At 41.2% G+C, this 16,509-nt stretch carries 17 protein-coding genes; 4 read left to right on the forward strand and 13 right to left on the reverse strand.

Translation table 11 applies throughout. The annotated features are described in order from the left end of the window. Positions 1 to 235: 235 nt before the first annotated feature. The 6 genes from CYP54_RS10115 to gap form a co-directional block, all read right to left on the reverse strand. Entirely contained in the window at positions 236 to 388 is a 153-nt protein-coding gene (locus CYP54_RS10115) for a DUF2625 family protein (protein WP_258033665.1), read from the reverse strand. A gap of 28 nt (positions 389 to 416) precedes the next feature. Next, entirely contained in the window at positions 417 to 554 is a 138-nt protein-coding gene (locus tag CYP54_RS10120) for a DUF2625 family protein (RefSeq protein WP_257639787.1), read from the reverse strand. Between the two features lie 228 nt (positions 555 to 782). After that, positions 783 to 1,601: an enoyl-ACP reductase FabI gene (gene fabI, locus CYP54_RS04140; RefSeq protein ID WP_103604301.1), complete on the reverse strand. Its 819-nt coding sequence runs from the start codon at positions 1,599 to 1,601 to the stop codon at positions 783 to 785. Between the two features lie 275 nt (positions 1,602 to 1,876). Next, positions 1,877 to 2,575: a triose-phosphate isomerase gene (locus CYP54_RS04145; protein WP_103604302.1), complete on the reverse strand. Its 699-nt coding sequence runs from the start codon at positions 2,573 to 2,575 to the stop codon at positions 1,877 to 1,879. After that, on the reverse strand, positions 2,572 to 3,774 hold the full coding sequence (locus CYP54_RS04150) for a phosphoglycerate kinase (RefSeq protein ID WP_103604303.1): 1,203 nt from the start codon (positions 3,772 to 3,774) through the stop codon (positions 2,572 to 2,574). The genes CYP54_RS04145 and CYP54_RS04150 overlap by 4 nt, the downstream gene beginning before the upstream one ends. Positions 3,775 to 3,790: 16 nt before the next feature. Continuing rightward, on the reverse strand, positions 3,791 to 4,789 hold the full coding sequence (gene gap, locus CYP54_RS04155) for a type I glyceraldehyde-3-phosphate dehydrogenase (protein ID WP_103604304.1): 999 nt from the start codon (positions 4,787 to 4,789) through the stop codon (positions 3,791 to 3,793). 79 nt (positions 4,790 to 4,868) lie between these two features. Between gap and nadD the strand changes: the two genes are divergently transcribed. Continuing rightward, entirely contained in the window at positions 4,869 to 5,750 is an 882-nt protein-coding gene (gene nadD, locus CYP54_RS04160; RefSeq protein ID WP_103604305.1) for a nicotinate (nicotinamide) nucleotide adenylyltransferase, read from the forward strand. Here nadD and CYP54_RS04165 read toward each other — a convergent pair. Next, positions 5,734 to 6,717 carry a YeiH family protein gene (locus CYP54_RS04165; protein ID WP_103604306.1) on the reverse strand — a complete coding sequence of 328 codons (984 nt, stop codon included), beginning with the start codon at positions 6,715 to 6,717 and terminating at the stop codon, positions 5,734 to 5,736. The genes nadD and CYP54_RS04165 overlap by 17 nt on opposite strands. Positions 6,718 to 6,820: 103 nt before the next feature. On the opposite strand from CYP54_RS04165, the gene CYP54_RS04170 reads away from it, so the two are divergent. Continuing rightward, positions 6,821 to 7,756, forward strand: coding sequence for a sugar transferase (locus CYP54_RS04170; RefSeq protein ID WP_103604307.1), 936 nt, complete (start codon positions 6,821 to 6,823; stop codon positions 7,754 to 7,756). 91 nt (positions 7,757 to 7,847) lie between these two features. Here CYP54_RS04170 and argS read toward each other — a convergent pair whose 3' ends face one another. From argS to gpmI, 6 genes are read right to left on the reverse strand one after another with little or no spacing between them, the layout of a single operon-like run. Next, positions 7,848 to 9,431 carry an arginine--tRNA ligase gene (gene argS, locus CYP54_RS04175; RefSeq protein WP_103604308.1) on the reverse strand — a complete coding sequence of 528 codons (1,584 nt, stop codon included), beginning with the start codon at positions 9,429 to 9,431 and terminating at the stop codon, positions 7,848 to 7,850. Positions 9,432 to 9,440: 9 nt separating this feature from the next. Continuing rightward, complete coding sequence (locus CYP54_RS04180) at positions 9,441 to 9,662, reverse strand: twin-arginine translocase TatA/TatE family subunit (protein WP_021091616.1); 222 nt, start codon at positions 9,660 to 9,662, stop codon at positions 9,441 to 9,443. A gap of 50 nt (positions 9,663 to 9,712) precedes the next feature. Further along, positions 9,713 to 10,324, reverse strand: a complete 612-nt coding sequence (gmk, locus tag CYP54_RS04185) for a guanylate kinase (RefSeq protein WP_084041149.1) — start codon at positions 10,322 to 10,324, stop codon at positions 9,713 to 9,715. After that, positions 10,325 to 11,767 (reverse strand): putative sodium/potassium/calcium exchanger, encoded by a 1,443-nt coding sequence (locus CYP54_RS04190; RefSeq protein WP_103604309.1) that lies wholly within the window; start codon positions 11,765 to 11,767, stop codon positions 10,325 to 10,327. Between the two features lie 57 nt (positions 11,768 to 11,824). Beyond that, positions 11,825 to 12,586: a flagellar biosynthetic protein FliR gene (fliR, locus tag CYP54_RS04195; RefSeq protein ID WP_021091844.1), complete on the reverse strand. Its 762-nt coding sequence runs from the start codon at positions 12,584 to 12,586 to the stop codon at positions 11,825 to 11,827. Positions 12,587 to 12,590: 4 nt separating this feature from the next. Continuing rightward, positions 12,591 to 14,054 (reverse strand): 2,3-bisphosphoglycerate-independent phosphoglycerate mutase, encoded by a 1,464-nt coding sequence (gene gpmI, locus CYP54_RS04200; protein ID WP_103604310.1) that lies wholly within the window; start codon positions 14,052 to 14,054, stop codon positions 12,591 to 12,593. Between the two features lie 79 nt (positions 14,055 to 14,133). Here gpmI and mraY point away from each other — a divergent pair, with 79 nt between their 5' ends. Then, positions 14,134 to 15,198, forward strand: coding sequence for a phospho-N-acetylmuramoyl-pentapeptide-transferase (gene mraY, locus CYP54_RS04205; protein WP_103604311.1), 1,065 nt, complete (start codon positions 14,134 to 14,136; stop codon positions 15,196 to 15,198). A gap of 8 nt (positions 15,199 to 15,206) precedes the next feature. After that, positions 15,207 to 16,424, forward strand: a complete 1,218-nt coding sequence (gene murD / locus CYP54_RS04210; protein WP_103604312.1) for a UDP-N-acetylmuramoyl-L-alanine--D-glutamate ligase — start codon at positions 15,207 to 15,209, stop codon at positions 16,422 to 16,424. Positions 16,425 to 16,509 lie beyond the last annotated feature (85 nt).

Raw genomic sequence — 16,509 nt, forward strand, 5'->3', positions numbered from 1 at the left:
AGATAGAGCAAAACTCTTGGATCTACTGGAAGTATCATATAAATTTACTAGACACCCTTGAAGGCAAAAATGAATTATTAATTCACATAAATATCATCTTTTTTAAAGTCTTTTAGTCTTAAACTTATGTTGATGTCTTGCCAAAGTATCGGCGGTAGCACAAATATCATCCTATCAAGGCTAATTTTTTTCACATCCTCACACTAGCCATACCAGCTGTAAAACTCACAAAAAATTAGATATATCGCCGCAAAGCGCCAAGTAAAAACCGCGAGTAGATAAGCTGCGTATCTTCCCATTTGCCGCTATCTAGCGCGCAGTAAAGAACATTGCCAGCTTTGCCACCAAAGGCACCGCCGTTTATCACGAACAAATTTATACAAAACATCGTTTGCCACGAACAAATTGCTAGGCATCTACCCTGCCTCGCTAAAGTTTTTGCCAAGGTTAAAGCTGTAAATTCCACGCTTCATCTGCTCACATACTGAGCCAAGTAGGCGCAGCCAACCTTCATCCATCACGATGCCACCGCACCCATAAACAAACGCTCCTATCGGTGAGCAAGTAGTTACCTGAAGTCCTAAAAGCTCGCTTTACACCATGCTTTCATCAAGAGACAAAAATTAATTAGCCTCTTTTAGCCACTCCTTGATCAGTGCCCAGCCTGGCCTATTGCGTCTACAAGCTCATCTAAAGCTCATTTTGTATGCCCATGCGGTAAATTTAGTGAAATTTTAAAGAAGAATTTGGCAAGTCACCCCGCCAAATTTTGTATTAGTAGATTATTTTGCGTCCCAAGCTAGGATCGTATTGCCCTCGGCATCGGTAGCCACGTCGCCCATACCCATGATATTGTAGCCGCAGTCTACGTAGTGAACTTCACCTGTTACACCGCTAGCTAGGTCGCTAAGTAGATACATCGCGCTGTTGCCGACGTCTTCAGTCGTAACGTTGCGTTTTAGCGGGCTATTTACTTCGTTGTAACGAAGTATCATCTTAAAATCGCCTATTCCGCTTGCAGCAAGCGTTTTGATAGGGCCTGCGCTGATAGCATTTACGCGGATATTTTTAGCACCAAGGTCGTGTGCTAGGTAGCGAACCGAGCTTTCAAGTGCCGCTTTGGCAACGCCCATGACATTGTAGTGTGGCACAAATTTTGGTCCGCCAAGGTATGTAAGAGTTAGCACCGAACCACCCTCTTTTAGCACCGGTAGGACCGCACGAGTAAGGCTTAGTAGCGAATAAACGCTAGTACCCATCGCGATATCAAATGCCTCTTTAGTCGTGTTTACAAACTCGCCTTCAAGCGCTTCTTTTGGTGCATAAGCCACGGCATGCACGACAAAATCTATCTCGCCAAGGTCTGCTTTGATGCGATCCGCAAGACCGTCCAAGTGAGCGGGATTATTTACGTCAAGCTCATAGACGAATTTGCTACCAAACTCCTCTGCGATCGGCTCTACTCGTTTTTTCAGCGCGTCGTTTAGGTAGGTAAACGCCATCTGCGCACCTTGATCGCAACAAGCTTTTGCAATGCCGTAAGCGATAGATTTGGTGTTCGCAACGCCTACTATTAGACCCTTTTTACCCTTTAATATCATTATTTTTCCTTTCTACTTTTGCCTGGCTTTTTCTACTTATTCTACGTTAAAATTTAAAAAATAATACTCACGAACCATATGTTCGCTCCGCTTATTTTTTAAATTTTGCCTTGACTAAGCGAAAAATCCTGCGTAATTTGACTTAAAATTTTATAAATTAAAATTCGCGAAATCTCGCGAAAACGCCAAGCGACAGTATCGCGAAGCTAGACTAGGCGACTTACAATTTTGCGACGGGAGTTACCATGCAATACAGGTAATGACCGAGCAAAATTTTAAGACAACGAAGTATAGCGATGCGAGACGACGCGTATAAGCTCCAAAAACTTCGTCGCGTCCCAGCTCGCCGTACCTACTAACACTCCATCACAGTTTGCGATACCCGCTATCCCGCCGATATTTGCGGCGTTTACGCTACCGCCGTAAAGCAGCGGCGCACTCGTCTGCTCGCGAATGAAATTTAAAATCTCCTCGATCTGCTCCGCGCTTGCGCTCTTGCCTGTGCCTATCGCCCAAATTGGCTCGTAGGCGATCAGTAGTCGCTCGTAGCCAAGGTCGATATTTTTTAGCTGTTCCGCCAAAAACTCCTTCGTGCACCCCACTTCGTTCACGCTCAAATTTTCGCCAATGCAGTAGACGATCTGCCAGCCCGCCTTTACGGCGAAGTCGAATTTAGCTCGCAAAAACTCCTCGCTCTCGCCAAGCTCGCGTCGTTCGGAGTGCCCGATCAGCACGCTTTTTACGCCAAACTCGTCCAGCATCGCCTTGCCGATCTCGCCGGTGTGAGCGCCGCTTTCGCACGGATAGAAATTTTGCGCGCCGAGTTTAAATTTATGAGCCACAAGATCAAGCGCACTAAACGGAGGAAATACCGTCACGTCGTCGTTTGCGCTTAAATTTGCATCTAAAATTTGAGCGTATTTAGCAAAGCTCGCTCTCGTATGATTGCACTTTAAATTTGCTAAAAACCTCACTCCGCAGCCTTTTTAAGCGGTTTTATGCCGGGTAGTTCTTTGCCCTCGATGAGCTCCAAGCTAGCACCTCCGCCCGTGGAGATAAAGGTCATCTCGTCGGCGTCTCCCGCGCGCTCGACCACGTCGGCCGTGTCGCCACCGCCAACGACCGTAGTCGCGTGAGTATCGATGATGGCGTGGCTCATTTTGATGCTACCTTTGCTAAATTTATCCATCTCAAAAACGCCCATCGGCCCATTCCACCAGATGGTTTGCGCGTCGGCGATGACCTCTTTAAATAGCCTAATGGACGCCGGCCCGATATCTAGCCCCATCCAGCCGCTCGGTATCTCTTGAGCGGGGACGAATTTTACGGCGCTTTCTGCCGAAAAGGTCTGGGCTGCGACGACGTCTACCGGCAGGTAAATTTTAACGCCAAGCTCCCTGCCCTTGCGTAAAATTTCGCGCGCGTCCTCGATGAGGTCTTCTTCAAGCAGCGAGTTTCCGATATTTTCGCCGAGCGATTTTAAAAACGTAAACGCCATGCCGCCGCCGATGATGAGTTTATCCACGCGAGGAAGCAGGTTGTGCAGGGCTTGCAGCTTGCCGCTTACCTTGCTGCCGCCCACGACCGCTACAAACGGGCGCGCAGGGTGTTTGATGAGATTTTGAGCGAAATTTATCTCTTTTTGTAGCAAAAATCCCGCCGCTTTGTGCTTCTCGTCGTAAAATTTAGTGATCGCTTCAACCGATGCGTGCGCCCTGTGGCAGACGCCAAACGCGTCGTTTATGTAAAATTCACCAAATTCTGAAAGCTCTTTTGCTAAAGCTTCGTCATTTTTTGTTTCGCCCTTTTCAAAGCGCAAATTTTCAAGAAGTAAAATTTCGCCCGGTTTTAGCGCAGCGACTTTGGCTTTGGCGTCCGCACCGACGACGTCCTCGGCAAATATCACGTCTCTATCAAGCAGCCTCGAAAGCCTCTTTGCCACACCTCGCAGCGAAAATTTCTCCTCGAAGCCATTTTTTGGACGGCCTAAGTGGCTAGCCAAAACTACGCTGCAGCCATTATCCAAGCAGTAGCGGATAGTTGGTATCGCTGAGCGGATACGGCGGTCGTCGGTGATGTTTAAAAACTCGTCCATCGGCACGTTAAAATCGCACCTGACAAATACCTTCGCGCCGCCTAGCTCAAGGTCGTTGATCGATAAAATTTCACTCATTTCTCACCCTTTAAATTTACTTCGTAGCCACGATCTTAGCTAGGTCCACAAGCCTTGTCGAGTAGCCCCACTCGTTGTCGTACCACGCAAAGACCTTTACCATATCACCCGCGATGACCTGCGTAGTGTCGCTCGCCACGATGCTGCTGTATGCGCTCGTGCAAAAATCGCTGCTAACTCTATAATCGTCATCGACGAATAAAATTCCCTTCAAATTCGACTCAGCAGCCGCTCTAAACGCCTCGTTTATCTCCTCTTTGCTAGCAGGTCTTTTTAAAACCGCCGTTAGATCGACCATAGAGACGTTAGCGACAGGTACGCGGACCGCTTGTCCGTGCATCTTGCCGTTTAGTTCAGGAAGCACTTTTGCGATCGCTTTGGCAGCACCTGTGGTAGTAGGTCCGATATTTAGGGCTGCAGCGCGCGAACGGCGGAAGTCTTTGGCCTTCACGTCAACCAGGCTTTGGCCGTTTGTATAGGCGTGGATCGTAGTCATTAGCCCTTTTACGATGCCAAATTTATCATTTAGCACCTTTGCGACGGGCGCTAGGCCGTTTGTGGTGCAGCTTGCGTTTGAGACGATCGCTTCGCCTGCGTATTTATCGTCGTTTACGCCGACTACAAATGTAGCAGTATCATCTTTTGCGGGAGCGCTCATGACGACTTTTTTGATACCGCGAGCGAGATAGGGCTCGCACTTTTCGGTGGTTAAAAACTTGCCCGTACACTCCAAAACCACGTCTGCGCCGCAGTCTGCGTAGCTAAGCTCGTTTAGATCCCTTGTTGAAAAAACTCTTATCTTTTTGCCGTTTACTTCTATAAAATCGTCGCTTATCACCTTAACGTCTTGCTTAAATTCGCCGTGCACGCTGTCGTATTTGAGCAGATAGCGCGTCATGTCGCGCGTCGCCGTGTCATTGATAGCGACAAGCTCAACGTCGTCTCGCTCTAAAATAATACGAGCAGCGCACCTGCCGATACGTCCAAAACCGTTGATTGCTACTTTAACTGACATCTTAGCTCCTTTTGATATAATTACGCCTAATTCTACAAAAAAGAATTTTAAAACAAATATAAACAAGGCACTTTAATAGATGAAGTTAGCACTTTTTGGCGGGAGCTTTGATCCGGTTCATTTAGGTCACGATAGCATTGTGAAAATGGCACTAAGCGGCCTAGATATCGACAAACTCATCATTATGCCAACTTTTATAAGTCCCTTTAAGAGCGAATTTTCAGCTCCGCCAGAGCTTCGCCTAAAGTGGATAAGAGAAATTTGGGGCGGACTAGAGAAAGTTGAGATCTCAGACTATGAGATAAATTTAGCTCGCCCTGTGCCTACCATAGAGACGGTTAAGTATTTGTATGAGAAATTCAAGATAGATAAATTTTATCTCATAATAGGCGCGGACCACCTAGCTACGCTTGATAAGTGGCATGGCTACGAGGAGCTTAAAAGCTTAGTGCAGTTTGTGATCGCCAAGCGCAATCACATAGAAATTCCACAAAATTTACAAAAAATGGACGTGCACGTGGATGTTAGCTCGTCGCAGATCAGGCATCAAAAAGGGCTTGATGAGCTGCCTAGCGAGATAAAAGATGAAATTATAAATTTTTACCAAGGATACAAAATGCAAGAGAGATCGATGCAAGAGCGCACCGAAAGTATAGTCAGGGCTTTAGACGCAAAAAAGGCTGAAGAGATACAAGTGTTTGATATGAGCGGGGATGATTATTTCGTAAAAGCCGTAGTTATCGCTACAACGCTTGGCGAGAGACACGCTTACTCACTGAGCGAGGATCTAAAAGAGGAGCTTAAACCTCTTGGGGAGAAATTTATAGGTACGGAGAGCTCGCCTGATTGGATCGTGATGGACCTTGGCGACATTTTGATACACCTTTTAAGTCCAGCTTATCGAGCAAAATACAACATCGAAGAGTTTTTGCAAAAGCTAAAAACTAGCAAAGAGTCTTAACAAAAACAAGCGATGAGCAAATAAGCCATAAAAATATAAAAAATGCTAACAAAAATGGCTTTTTGCCCGTCGCTTTAAATATACTCCTATCTATCCCAAACCCCAAAGCACACATAGCAACACAAAGGCAGATGCTAGAGGCTAGCTTTAAAATTTGCACCAAATTTTCAGGGAAAAATGGTAGAGATCTAACGCATATCGCCACTAGGAAAAATAGCGCAAACCATGGTATGCTCTTTAGTTTTGAGCCGCCGCTATTTTGGCTTAAATTTAAGAAATTTAGCAAAAACAAAAATGGCACGAGCATGATGACGCGAAGCATTTTTATGATGACGGCGGTGCTACTTGCTGTGCCGTCAAATGCCGCTGAGGCTGCAACTACATGGGCTACTTCGTGAAGCGAGCCGCCGATAAAAAAGCCGGTTTGTTGCGGTGTAAGAGCTAGAAATTTAGCGATAAATGGGTAGATAAACATACCAATCGTCCCAAAAAGTACCACCGTGCAAATGGCGATAGCAAGCTTGTTTGCGTCTGCTTTTATCTCATTTTGAGTAGCCATAACAGCAGCTGCGCCGCATATGCTTGCTCCTGAGCCAATGAGCACGGTACTATCCTTACTAAGCCCCAAACCTTTGGCTACAAAAAGCGCAAACAAAAAGGTCGCAAAGACCATAAAAGTTGCGTATATCACGCCTAGAGTACCAACACTTGCGATCTCGCCAAGGCTTATGTTAAAGCCAAAAAGTATGATGCCTAGCCTTAAAATTTGCTTCCCTGCGATCGCCACGACGCCGCTTGATTTTAAAATTTGAGTCCGCTTAGTAAAAAGATTTGCAAAAATGGCGCCTAGAATGATAGAGATGATGAGCGGGCTTGTGTGAAATTTGGCCAAAAGCGTGTTTGAGAGCGCAAAAGAAACGCCGCAAATCAGCGCCAAAACAAGCACTGCGAGAATTTTGTGTGACATATTTTAATCTTAACTCTTTTTTTAAAAATGCAATTAGCACGTTTGGGTATAATTAGACGAATTTTATAATGCAAATTTAAAATAAAGATAAAGGGATAGGGCTATGATCATCCTTGGTGAAAAATATGCTTTTACCAGCTTAGAACTAGAAAAGCTTAGAAAGAAATTTGGCCAGGTGAATTTTTTATCCCATGAAAATAGCGACGCAAAAGCCTTGAGAAGCGCACTAGAAAATCTCATAAAATCAGGCGATCAAAGGCTAATCGTACTAAATACCGCAAAGCCAGTCGATAGTAAATTGGTTAGATTTCTCACGCTTTTGCAGTTTAAAACAAAGTATAAAAAGATAAAATTTCTAAACGTAGAGAATTTTTTAGAAATTTACTTGCAAAAGTGCTACATCCCAGAAAATGGCGAAAATCTTAATTTTTTAGATGAGATAAGGCCTTATGGTGCTTTTGCTTACGCACTCAAGCGAATGATCGATTATGCTAGCTGTTTGGTACTTTTTATCTTGCTTTTTGGTCTAAAATTTTATGTAAAAAGAAAGATAGACGAGCAATCGCCTGGAAGCCTTTACTTTTTACAAAGTAGAGTTGGGCTAGACAACAAGGAATTTGAGTGCATCAAATTTCGTTCGATGATGGAAGATGCCGAGAAAGATGGAGCAAAATTTGCTAGCGAAAATGACGAGAGAGTATTTGAGTTTGGCGAATTTATGCGCAAAACTCGTATAGACGAGGTGCCACAGTGTATAAACGTCTTTCGAGGACAAATGCATCTGATAGGTCCAAGGCCTGAGCGAAGGCACTGGATAAATTTCTTTGAAAAAGAGATTCCTTACTACAATGAACGCCATATCGTCCGTCCTGGGATTACCGGCTGGGCACAGGTAAACTACCCTTATGGCTCAAATACACACGACGCCAAACAAAAACTAATGTATGATCTTTACTACATAAAACACTGGTCGATTTGGCTAGAGATAAAGATCATAGTAAAAACTATTGCGATTGTATTTGAGAAAAAAGGTGTTTAAATTCTCAAGAGCATCATGAGTTTGAGATATTTTTAAATAAACCTTTTTTCGAATTTAATTTTGTTGCTTTTAGCCAAAATAAATGCAAATTCTACATCCTATCTTTAGCTGTGATTCCCATTATATTAAATGTTGTTTTTATCGAGATAGCAACAACTGCAAAGACTTTTAGTAAGCTATCTTCGTTTTCGTTTCCAACCACACGGTTTTCATTATAAAATTTATGAAAACTAGCAGCTAGTGACTTCAGATAGTCTGGGATCTTTTGAAGCTGCCTTGAGATAAAAGCATCCTCTAAAATTTCAGGTAAAATCAGTGCTTCAAAAAGTAAATTTTTAGCATTTTCATCTAGGCATTCAAAGTCAGCATTTATCACGTCACAAACGCTTTTTCCAGCCTTTGCGAAGATTTGATTTATCCTAGCGTGAGCGTAGTTTATGTAAAAGATAGGATTTGAGCTATCCTCTTTTTTAAGCTCATCCACATCAAATTCCAAACTACTCGTATTTGCCTTGCTTATAAAGATAAATCTAAGCGCCTCAGCACCGATCTCGCTTACAATATCGCTCATTAGCACGGCATTACCAGCGCGCTTGCTCATCTTGTATGGCTTGCCATCTTTTAGCAGGCTAACCATCTGCATAAGTATCACTTCAAGCTTATTTTCATCGTATCCAAGGAAATTTATTGCAGCCTTTAGCCTTGCAATATATCCGTGATGGTCAGCACCCCAAATGTTTATGTAGTGATCAAAATTTTTCTCAAATTTAGCGTTATGGTAGATGATGTCACCAGCTAAATATGTCGGTCTGCCGTCATTTCTAACTACGACCCTATCGTTATCATCGCCAAGCGTGGTTGAAGCGATATAAGTAGCACCATCTTTTTCGTACATTTGTTTTGAACGTTTTAGCTTGTTTATAGTTGGCTCTAGGCCATCATAAAGAGCCTTTTCACTGGCCCAGCTCTCTATAAATATCCCAACGTCAGCTAAATCTTTTTTAATGATCTCAAGCACGATATCCTTGCCAAACTCGGCAAGCTCGAGGTTTCTACTCTCGTCATAAAAAATTTCCTTGCCAAATTTCTCATTTGCAAGCTTAGCAATATCTAAAATATAATCCCCGCGGTAATATTTCTCCGGATAGACGACACTTTCGTTAAAAAGCTGCTCTTTTGCCGCAAGCGATATCGAAGTGCCAAGTAGATCAATTTGATTACCAGCGTCGTTTATATAGTATTCTGTTGAGATAGCGTAGCCAAGTCTTTTACCAAGTCTTGCCAAAGTATCACCGTAAACTGCGCCTCTAACATGTCCAATATGAAGCGGTCCAGTTGGATTTGCACTGATGTATTCTATTAAATAGCTATCTTTTTTCGCATCTTCTTTTGCAAAATTTTCGCTATCTAGCAAAATTTGCTTTGAAATTTCATCTAAAAACTCGCTTTTTAGCTTGAAATTTAAGTAGCCATTTACTGCACTAGCTTCAACTATTTTGCTATCACTAAATTTATCAGCAAACTCGCTAGCTATCATGGCTGGTGACTTTCTTAGCTCCTTTGCAAGGCTAAAAAGTGGTGTAGCATAGTGGGCTAAATTTTTATCCTTTGGCTTTTCAAGCACAAATTCACGCTCTAAAACCTTTGAAATTTCAACTTTTATTTTATTTTTCAACTCTAAAACCTATGCGTTTTTAGTTGTTTCTTCTATTTTTTGACTATCGGCATTCTCTTCTTTATGCTCGACTTTCTCACTTTTTTCAGGTGTTGTATCTTCCATCTCAGCCTTAAAAGTCTTTATGCCTTTGCCTAGTCCTTTTGCAAGTTCTGGGATCTTCTTTGCTCCAAAAAGTAAAACAATAATCGCTAAAACAACTAGCCAGTGACCAATACTAAAAGAACCCATTTTTTCTCCTCAATAAATTTTTCAAAATGTTATCATAAATTCCTGAATTTCTAGCAATCTATCCACTCATCAATAACGCGTCTTAAGTCTATTTTTGTGCTTTTTAACCTCATCGCTCTAAGAATTGATTTTAGCCCTTTATAGCTCTTTTCTATATCATCATTTACTAAAAAATAATCATACTCTAAAATATGCTCCATCTCTCCAACTGCGTTCATTAGGCGATTTTCTATCGTTTCGTCGCTATCAGTTCCGCGGTTTTTCAAGCGTTTTTTAAGCTCTTTTTTATTTGCTGTCGTGATAAAAACTGAGGTTATGTAACTTTTAAATTTTTCAAGTGCGATGTGAAAGCCTTGCACATCAATATCAAATATAACTATCTTTCCAGCCTCAAGTGCTGCCAAAACAGGCTTTAGACTCGTTCCATAATAGTTTTTATGCACTTGCGCCCATTCTAAAAATTCGCCCTTTTCTATACCACTTTTAAATTCATCTTCTTTTATAAAATAGTAATCCACTCCATCGACTTCGCCTTCTCTTTTTGCCCTTGTCGTGCTTGAAATAGAAAAATAAAGATCCTTCTCTTCCTTTAAAAGACGGCCCAAAAGCGTACTTTTTCCACTTCCACTAGGCCCAGAAACTACTAAAATTTGTCCTTGCAACTACTTTTCCTCAAAACTTATATTTATCTTTATGTTCATATCTTTTAGCACATCTCTTAGCGAGCTTTCGTTTAACGACTCATGGACGTGTTTTGTGATCTTTTTGGTTAGCTCTTCTTTATAGTCAGCATCGATTTTTGTTTCATCGCATGAGCTAGTTTGTGGCGCATTATTTAATCCAAATGCTGCTTGCATCGTATTTTCATCTATTTCCTCAATAGACGCTACATCAAAATTTAGGCTACCCAACGTCTCTTCTTTAAAATTTTCTTCCTCAAACACCTCATCTACCATGCCTAGGTCTTCTTGAGCAAGGACTTCTTCAAAAATTTCTTCATGATCTTCTTTAGCTAGCTCTTTTTCAAGATCTATATCTTCGTCTAAAGAAATCTCCTCTGCTTCTTTAGTAGATTCTCTATCTATATCTTCCTCTAAATTTTGACTAGCTTCATCTATTAAATTTGCCTCGCTGCTTTCAGGCTCAAAATTTTCATCACTATCAAAATCAGCCTCTAGCTCATCAAAATTTTCACCATCTTCGCTGGCTTCTTCGTTTAGCTCTTTATCCAAAGACTCGATCTCGCTGAGCTCTTTTTTACTTTGGCTTATATCATCTACAAAGTCTTCATTAAGCTCGGTAGTTTCTAAATTTTGAGAATTTTGCTCGACCATTTTATCAAGCTCGTTTTTCGCCTCTTCATCTGCCAAGTCGCTCTCGCCCATATCATCTATCTCATCCACAAGCGAACTAAGCTCATCAAAGTCATCGCTATGCTCTTCTTTTGTCACAGGTGGCTCATTATTTTGCTCTAAGGATTTATCTACATCTTCTGAATCAGCCATATACTTGCTAGCTATGTCATTTATAATATCATCATCTATGAGTTCAGTGTCTGTTTCATCAAAACTGATATCTTTATCCTTTAAATCCTCGGCCTCTAGTTCACTTAGCTCCTCTTTTAAAAACTCGTCATCTAAAGCCTCGTTATCAAATTTATCTGCCTTATCATCTTCTTTTGCTAAATTTTCAAGACCCATATCAATTTCTGGAAGCTCAAAATTTTCTAAATCATCAAAGTTTTTATTACTTTCGTCAAAGTCATTAAAATTTGCAGACTCATCTAGTCCAAGCTCAAGTTCTTTATCATTGTCAGTATCTTTGTTTTGTTCAAACAAACTAATAAATTCTGTTGGTAAAAAGGGCTTTTCAAGCATAACATCAGCAAAATCTGGCTTTTCACCGCCTCTAGGTGCTAGATACATTATCTTTTGATTTAAATTAACATCGCTGCTATCCATATCGCTATCGATGATAATATAATCAAATTGATCGCCAACACTATTAATATCGTCAAATTCACTATATTCTATGCCTAGCTTATTTAAACTTAACGTTATAAGGCGAGAAACTGCTGGGTTTTTGTTTATAAGTGCAACTTTCATGATCCCTCCTTGAAGAGCTTGAGGCTGTATTCTATGATAAAATTCATTGCTATTTACTTAAAAAAATAGCGCTGGCATATCGTTTAAAATCTGCACCATCATATCAGTTATGATTTTTATAATGCCAGCTAAAATAGCTATCAAAACCGAAAAGCCGATACTTACCTTAATAGGATAGCCAACAACTAATAGGTTAAATTGTGGCATAGTTTTCATAAGCATGCCAAAAATAGCATCTGAAAGTATAGAAAGCGCGATAATAGGAAAAGCCAGAACAAATCCAAACATAAAAAGATTACCAAAAAGCTTTAGGGCGTAGCTCATCACACCGCTTCTTGGATAAAAATCTCCAAGCGGTATAGCAGAAAGTGAAGTGGAATAAAACTGCAATATTAAATGGTGCCCATCAAGCATCAAAAATGCAAGAAGTGCAATAAAATTTAGAATATTTGCGATCACTGGCGAATTTGTACCAGTTTGCGGATCAAGCACTGAAGCCATCGAAAAACCCATAATCATCGAGATCTGCTCGCCAGCCATTTGAAGTATGGCAAAAACGATATTTAGCAAAAGTCCAGCGCAAAGTCCGAGCATGGCCTCACTTAAAATTTCCATGATCAAAAAATTTATAGCGTGCTCATGGGTGTGTGAGAGCGGGAAAAGCACGATACAAAGGGCGAAAACTAGTAAAGTTTTTACGCTAAGCGGAATTTGATTGTGAGAAAAAAATGGAAAAAATACGATAAGCCCACTAAGACGTGCAAAAAGGAGCATAAAGGTTATGACTTTATCCGCTCCAAAAAACTCGACTAGCTCCATTCTTTTATATTAACGCCTCGTCCATCTCAGCTGGGATCTCAAGCCCCATGAGCTTTAAAACACTAGGAGCGATATTGTTTAGACCGCCGTTTTTTACTTTTTTTACGCCATCTGCCATCACAAAACAAAAGACATCATAAGTCGTGTGGTTTGTCAGTAGCTCGCCACTGCTATCGCGCATCTCTTCGCAGTTTCCGTGATCGCTCGTGATGATCATAGCGTAGTTTTTCTCTTTTGCTTTGGCGTAAATTTCTCCAAGAGCCGTATCTACTGCCTCTACCGCTTTGATCGCGGCCTCATAGTTGCCAGTGTGCCCCACCATATCGCCATTTGCGAAATTTACTACGATGAAGTCTTGCTCGTCATCCATACCTTTTAGCACGGCTTTGCAAACCTCTGCTGCACTCATCTCTGGCCTTTCGTCATAGGTCTTTACCTTTGGACTAGGGATTAGCACCCTTGTTTCGTTGCTAGCTAACTCCTCGACGCCACCGTTAAAGAAAAATGTAACGTGGGCGTATTTTTCAGTCTCAGCCGTGTGAAGCTGTCTTAGCCCAGCCGCTGCTATGACCTCGCTTAGAGTGTTTTTTATCTTTTCATTTTTAAATAGCACTTCAAATTTAAAATTTGCGTCGTATTCGGTCATAGTGATTAAATTTTTGATAGCAAAAGGTCGCTCAAACTCGCTAAATTTCTCTTCGCCCAAAGCCTCGCAAATTTCTCTTGCTCTATCATTTCTAAAATTTATAAAGATCACACCGTCATCTTCGCCTATGCCTTTAAAGCCATTAAAACTAGCTGGCTTTACAAACTCATCTGTCACGCCCTCATCGTAGCTTTTTTGTAGATACTCACTTGGCATTAAGCTACTTAAATTTGCTCCATTTACCAAGCTATCATAGGCCTCTTTTACGCGCTCCCAGCGTTTATCTCTATCCATCGCGTAAAATCTTCCACAAACGGTAGCTACCTTAAATTTAGCCTCCAAGCTTTTTATAAAATTTATACCGCTATTTGGGTTAACATCGCGTCCGTCGGTGATAGCATGGGCAAAAACTTCGCAGCCATTTTTGCTAGCAAGCTCACACATACCGTCAAAATGCTCCATATGTGAGTGCACGCCGCCATCACTATAAAGCCCTATGACGTGGATCTTTTTGCACTTTTTAAAAAGAGCTTTTAGCGCTTCGTTTTCTGCTATCGAGCCATCGGCAAAACTACGTGAAATTTTAACCAAATTTTGATACAAAACTCGTCCGCTTCCTATGCACATATGCCCTACTTCGCTGTTTCCCATCTGCCCTTCAGGTAGTCCCACAGCGTTTCCAGAAGTTTTTATGAGCGAGTTTGGAATTTCTTTAAAAAATTTCTCGTAATTTGGCTTTTTAGCCGCCTCAAATGCGTTAAATTTAACGCTTTTATTAAATCCAATACCATCAGTTATTATTAAAATAGTTTTTTGACTCATTTTGAAAATTTATCCTTAATTTTAGATAATTTTTAAGGCCATTATACTAAAATTGCTTTTTTTAAAAATAAAGGCTCTCATGTTTTACTATATCTATGAAATTTTAAATTTTAATATCTTTCAATACATCACCGTTCGTGCTGGTATCGCTTTTTTCATCGCTTTTGCACTCACAACTTATTTGATGCCCAAATTTATCGCTTGGGCAAAGGCAAAAAACGCCGCCCAGCCTATCTACGAGCTTGCCCCACAAACTCACCAAAAAAAGGCCAAAACGCCGACTATGGGCGGACTTGTTTTTGTCTTTACAGCCGTACTTTCCACGATAATTTGCGCAAGGCTTGATAACGCATTTGTCTTAACATCGCTCTTTTGCCTAGTTTGCTTTACGCTGCTTGGCTACAAGGACGATTACAGCAAAATTTTAGGAGCAAAAAATCATGCTGGCCTAAGCCCAAAAGCAAAGCTCTTTTTTCAGTTTTTAATAGCCTTTGTTATTTCTATTTTTTTATATGCAAGTCACGAGCTTAGCACCGAGTTTTATCTACCTTTTTTTAAGCAACCTATTTTAGATTTAAAAATTTTTGCCATTTTCTTTTGGACACTAGTCATAGTCGCTGCTTCAAATTCAGTAAATTTAACAGACGGGCTTGACGGACTAGCTACCGTACCATCGATATTTTCGCTTCTAACACTTGGTGTTTTTGCTTACATCTGCGGACACGCGGTCTTTAGCTCATATTTGCTCTTGCCAAAGATCGCTGGCGTTGGCGAGAGCGTCGTCGTAGCCTCTGCGCTAATTGGCTCACTCATGGGATTTTTGTGGTTTAACTGCCACCCAGCTGAGGTTTTTATGGGTGATAGTGGCAGTCTAAGTGTTGGCGCATATATCGGTTTTATGGGCGTTGCGACCAAAAATGAAATTTTGCTCATCATAATAGGTTTGATATTCGTTGTAGAGACGCTAAGCGTTATCTTGCAGGTGGGTAGCTTTAAAATTTTTAAACGCAGAATTTTCCTCATGGCACCTATACATCACCATTTCGAGATAAAAGGCTGGGCAGAAAATAAGATCATCGTGCGCTTTTGGATCATCGCGCTTTTAGCAAATTTGATCGCGCTAACGGCGCTAAAGATCAGATAAGGAAAGTCATGAGAAAATCACTATTTGGCTATGGTGGCACAACAAAAGCTATCGCCAAAAACTTCGTAAATGACGGTTTTTGGGATATCTGTGATGATAAATTTAACGAAATTGCTAAGGACGAGTTTGGAAACACTCTTTTGCCAGTTAGCGAATTTGACCCAGCAAAAAGCAGTCTAGAGATACCAAGTCCAGGCATTCCACCTCATCACGAGCTTATAAAAAAAGCTAGGAATTTAGTTAGCGAATATGACTATTTTTATGAAATTTATAAAAATCATCTGCCATTTAATGTCTGGATCAGTGGCACAAACGGCAAGACTACAACTACAAAGATGATGCAGCATTTGCTAGAGAGTAAGGGTTCACTCATGGGCGGAAATGTTGGCATTGCGCTAGCAAATTTAGACCCAAGTGCTAAAATTTGGATACTTGAGACTAGCTCATTTACCCTGCACTACACAAAGCGCGCCGTACCTGGCATCTATGTGCTTTTACCCATCACTCCAGATCATCTAAGCTGGCATGGCAACATGAGCGAGTACGAAAAGGCTAAGCTAAAGCCACTTGCTAGCATGAGCGAAAGTAGCGTGGCGATAGTGCCAGAAATTTACGCCAGCACGCCAACAAAGGCAAAAGTGATCGCTTACAAAGATGAGAGCGATCTGGCTAAGTTTTGTGGTGTAAGCGTAGATGATATAAATTTTAAAACGCCATTTTTGCTTGATGCGCTACTAGCACTTGCAGTGGAGAAAATTTTATTTGACCGCTGCGACGTGGGGCTTTTAAATACCTTCGTCATCGAGGCAAATAAGCTTGAAGAATTTAGCGATAAAAATGGCAGAATCTGGGTCAATGACACAAAAGCAACTAACATAGACGCGAGCATACAGGCTGTTAAACGCTACAAAGATCATTTCATACATCTAATACTTGGTGGCGATGATAAGGGTGTTGATATGACGCCACTTTTTGAAGGCTTAAAGAGTTTAAGAGTAAAAATTTACGCCATCGGCTCAAATAGTGACAAACTCATGAAATTAGCGACTAAATTTGGCATACCGGCTTTAAAATGCGATTTTTTACAAAATGCTGTCAATGAGATAAATAAAGAGCTAAAGACCAGCGAGATAGCGCTTCTAAGCCCGGCAGCTGCAAGCCTTGATCAGTTTAAGAGCTATGCCGAGCGAGGCGATAAATTTAAAGAGTTTATAAAGGCGCTTTAAATTTACAAGCCCTTTTAAGTAGCCTTGTTAAAAATAAAAACATGCAAATTTATGTTTTTGACATAAATTTTTACTATAAAGTTTT

This window comes from Campylobacter concisus, from assembly GCF_002914005.1.
In the GTDB taxonomy this organism is placed as follows: domain Bacteria; phylum Campylobacterota; class Campylobacteria; order Campylobacterales; family Campylobacteraceae; genus Campylobacter_A; species Campylobacter_A concisus_N.

Coding starts and splice junctions, on each gene's coding strand:
- murD (WP_103604312.1), top strand. CDS start 15,207: ATGAGAAAATCACTATTTGGCTATGGTGGCACAACAAAAGCTATCGCC.
- gap (WP_103604304.1), bottom strand. CDS start 4,789: ATGTCAGTTAAAGTAGCAATCAACGGTTTTGGACGTATCGGCAGGTGC.
- CYP54_RS04180 (WP_021091616.1), bottom strand. CDS start 9,662: ATGGGTTCTTTTAGTATTGGTCACTGGCTAGTTGTTTTAGCGATTATT.
- CYP54_RS04150 (WP_103604303.1), bottom strand. CDS start 3,774: ATGAGTGAAATTTTATCGATCAACGACCTTGAGCTAGGCGGCGCGAAG.
- CYP54_RS10115 (WP_258033665.1), bottom strand. CDS start 388: ATGTTTTGTATAAATTTGTTCGTGATAAACGGCGGTGCCTTTGGTGGC.
- CYP54_RS04165 (WP_103604306.1), bottom strand. CDS start 6,717: ATGTCACACAAAATTCTCGCAGTGCTTGTTTTGGCGCTGATTTGCGGC.
- gpmI (WP_103604310.1), bottom strand. CDS start 14,054: ATGAGTCAAAAAACTATTTTAATAATAACTGATGGTATTGGATTTAAT.
- CYP54_RS04170 (WP_103604307.1), top strand. CDS start 6,821: ATGATCATCCTTGGTGAAAAATATGCTTTTACCAGCTTAGAACTAGAA.
- CYP54_RS04190 (WP_103604309.1), bottom strand. CDS start 11,767: ATGAAAGTTGCACTTATAAACAAAAACCCAGCAGTTTCTCGCCTTATA.
- fabI (WP_103604301.1), bottom strand. CDS start 1,601: ATGATATTAAAGGGTAAAAAGGGTCTAATAGTAGGCGTTGCGAACACC.
- nadD (WP_103604305.1), top strand. CDS start 4,869: ATGAAGTTAGCACTTTTTGGCGGGAGCTTTGATCCGGTTCATTTAGGT.
- fliR (WP_021091844.1), bottom strand. CDS start 12,586: ATGGAGCTAGTCGAGTTTTTTGGAGCGGATAAAGTCATAACCTTTATG.
- mraY (WP_103604311.1), top strand. CDS start 14,134: ATGTTTTACTATATCTATGAAATTTTAAATTTTAATATCTTTCAATAC.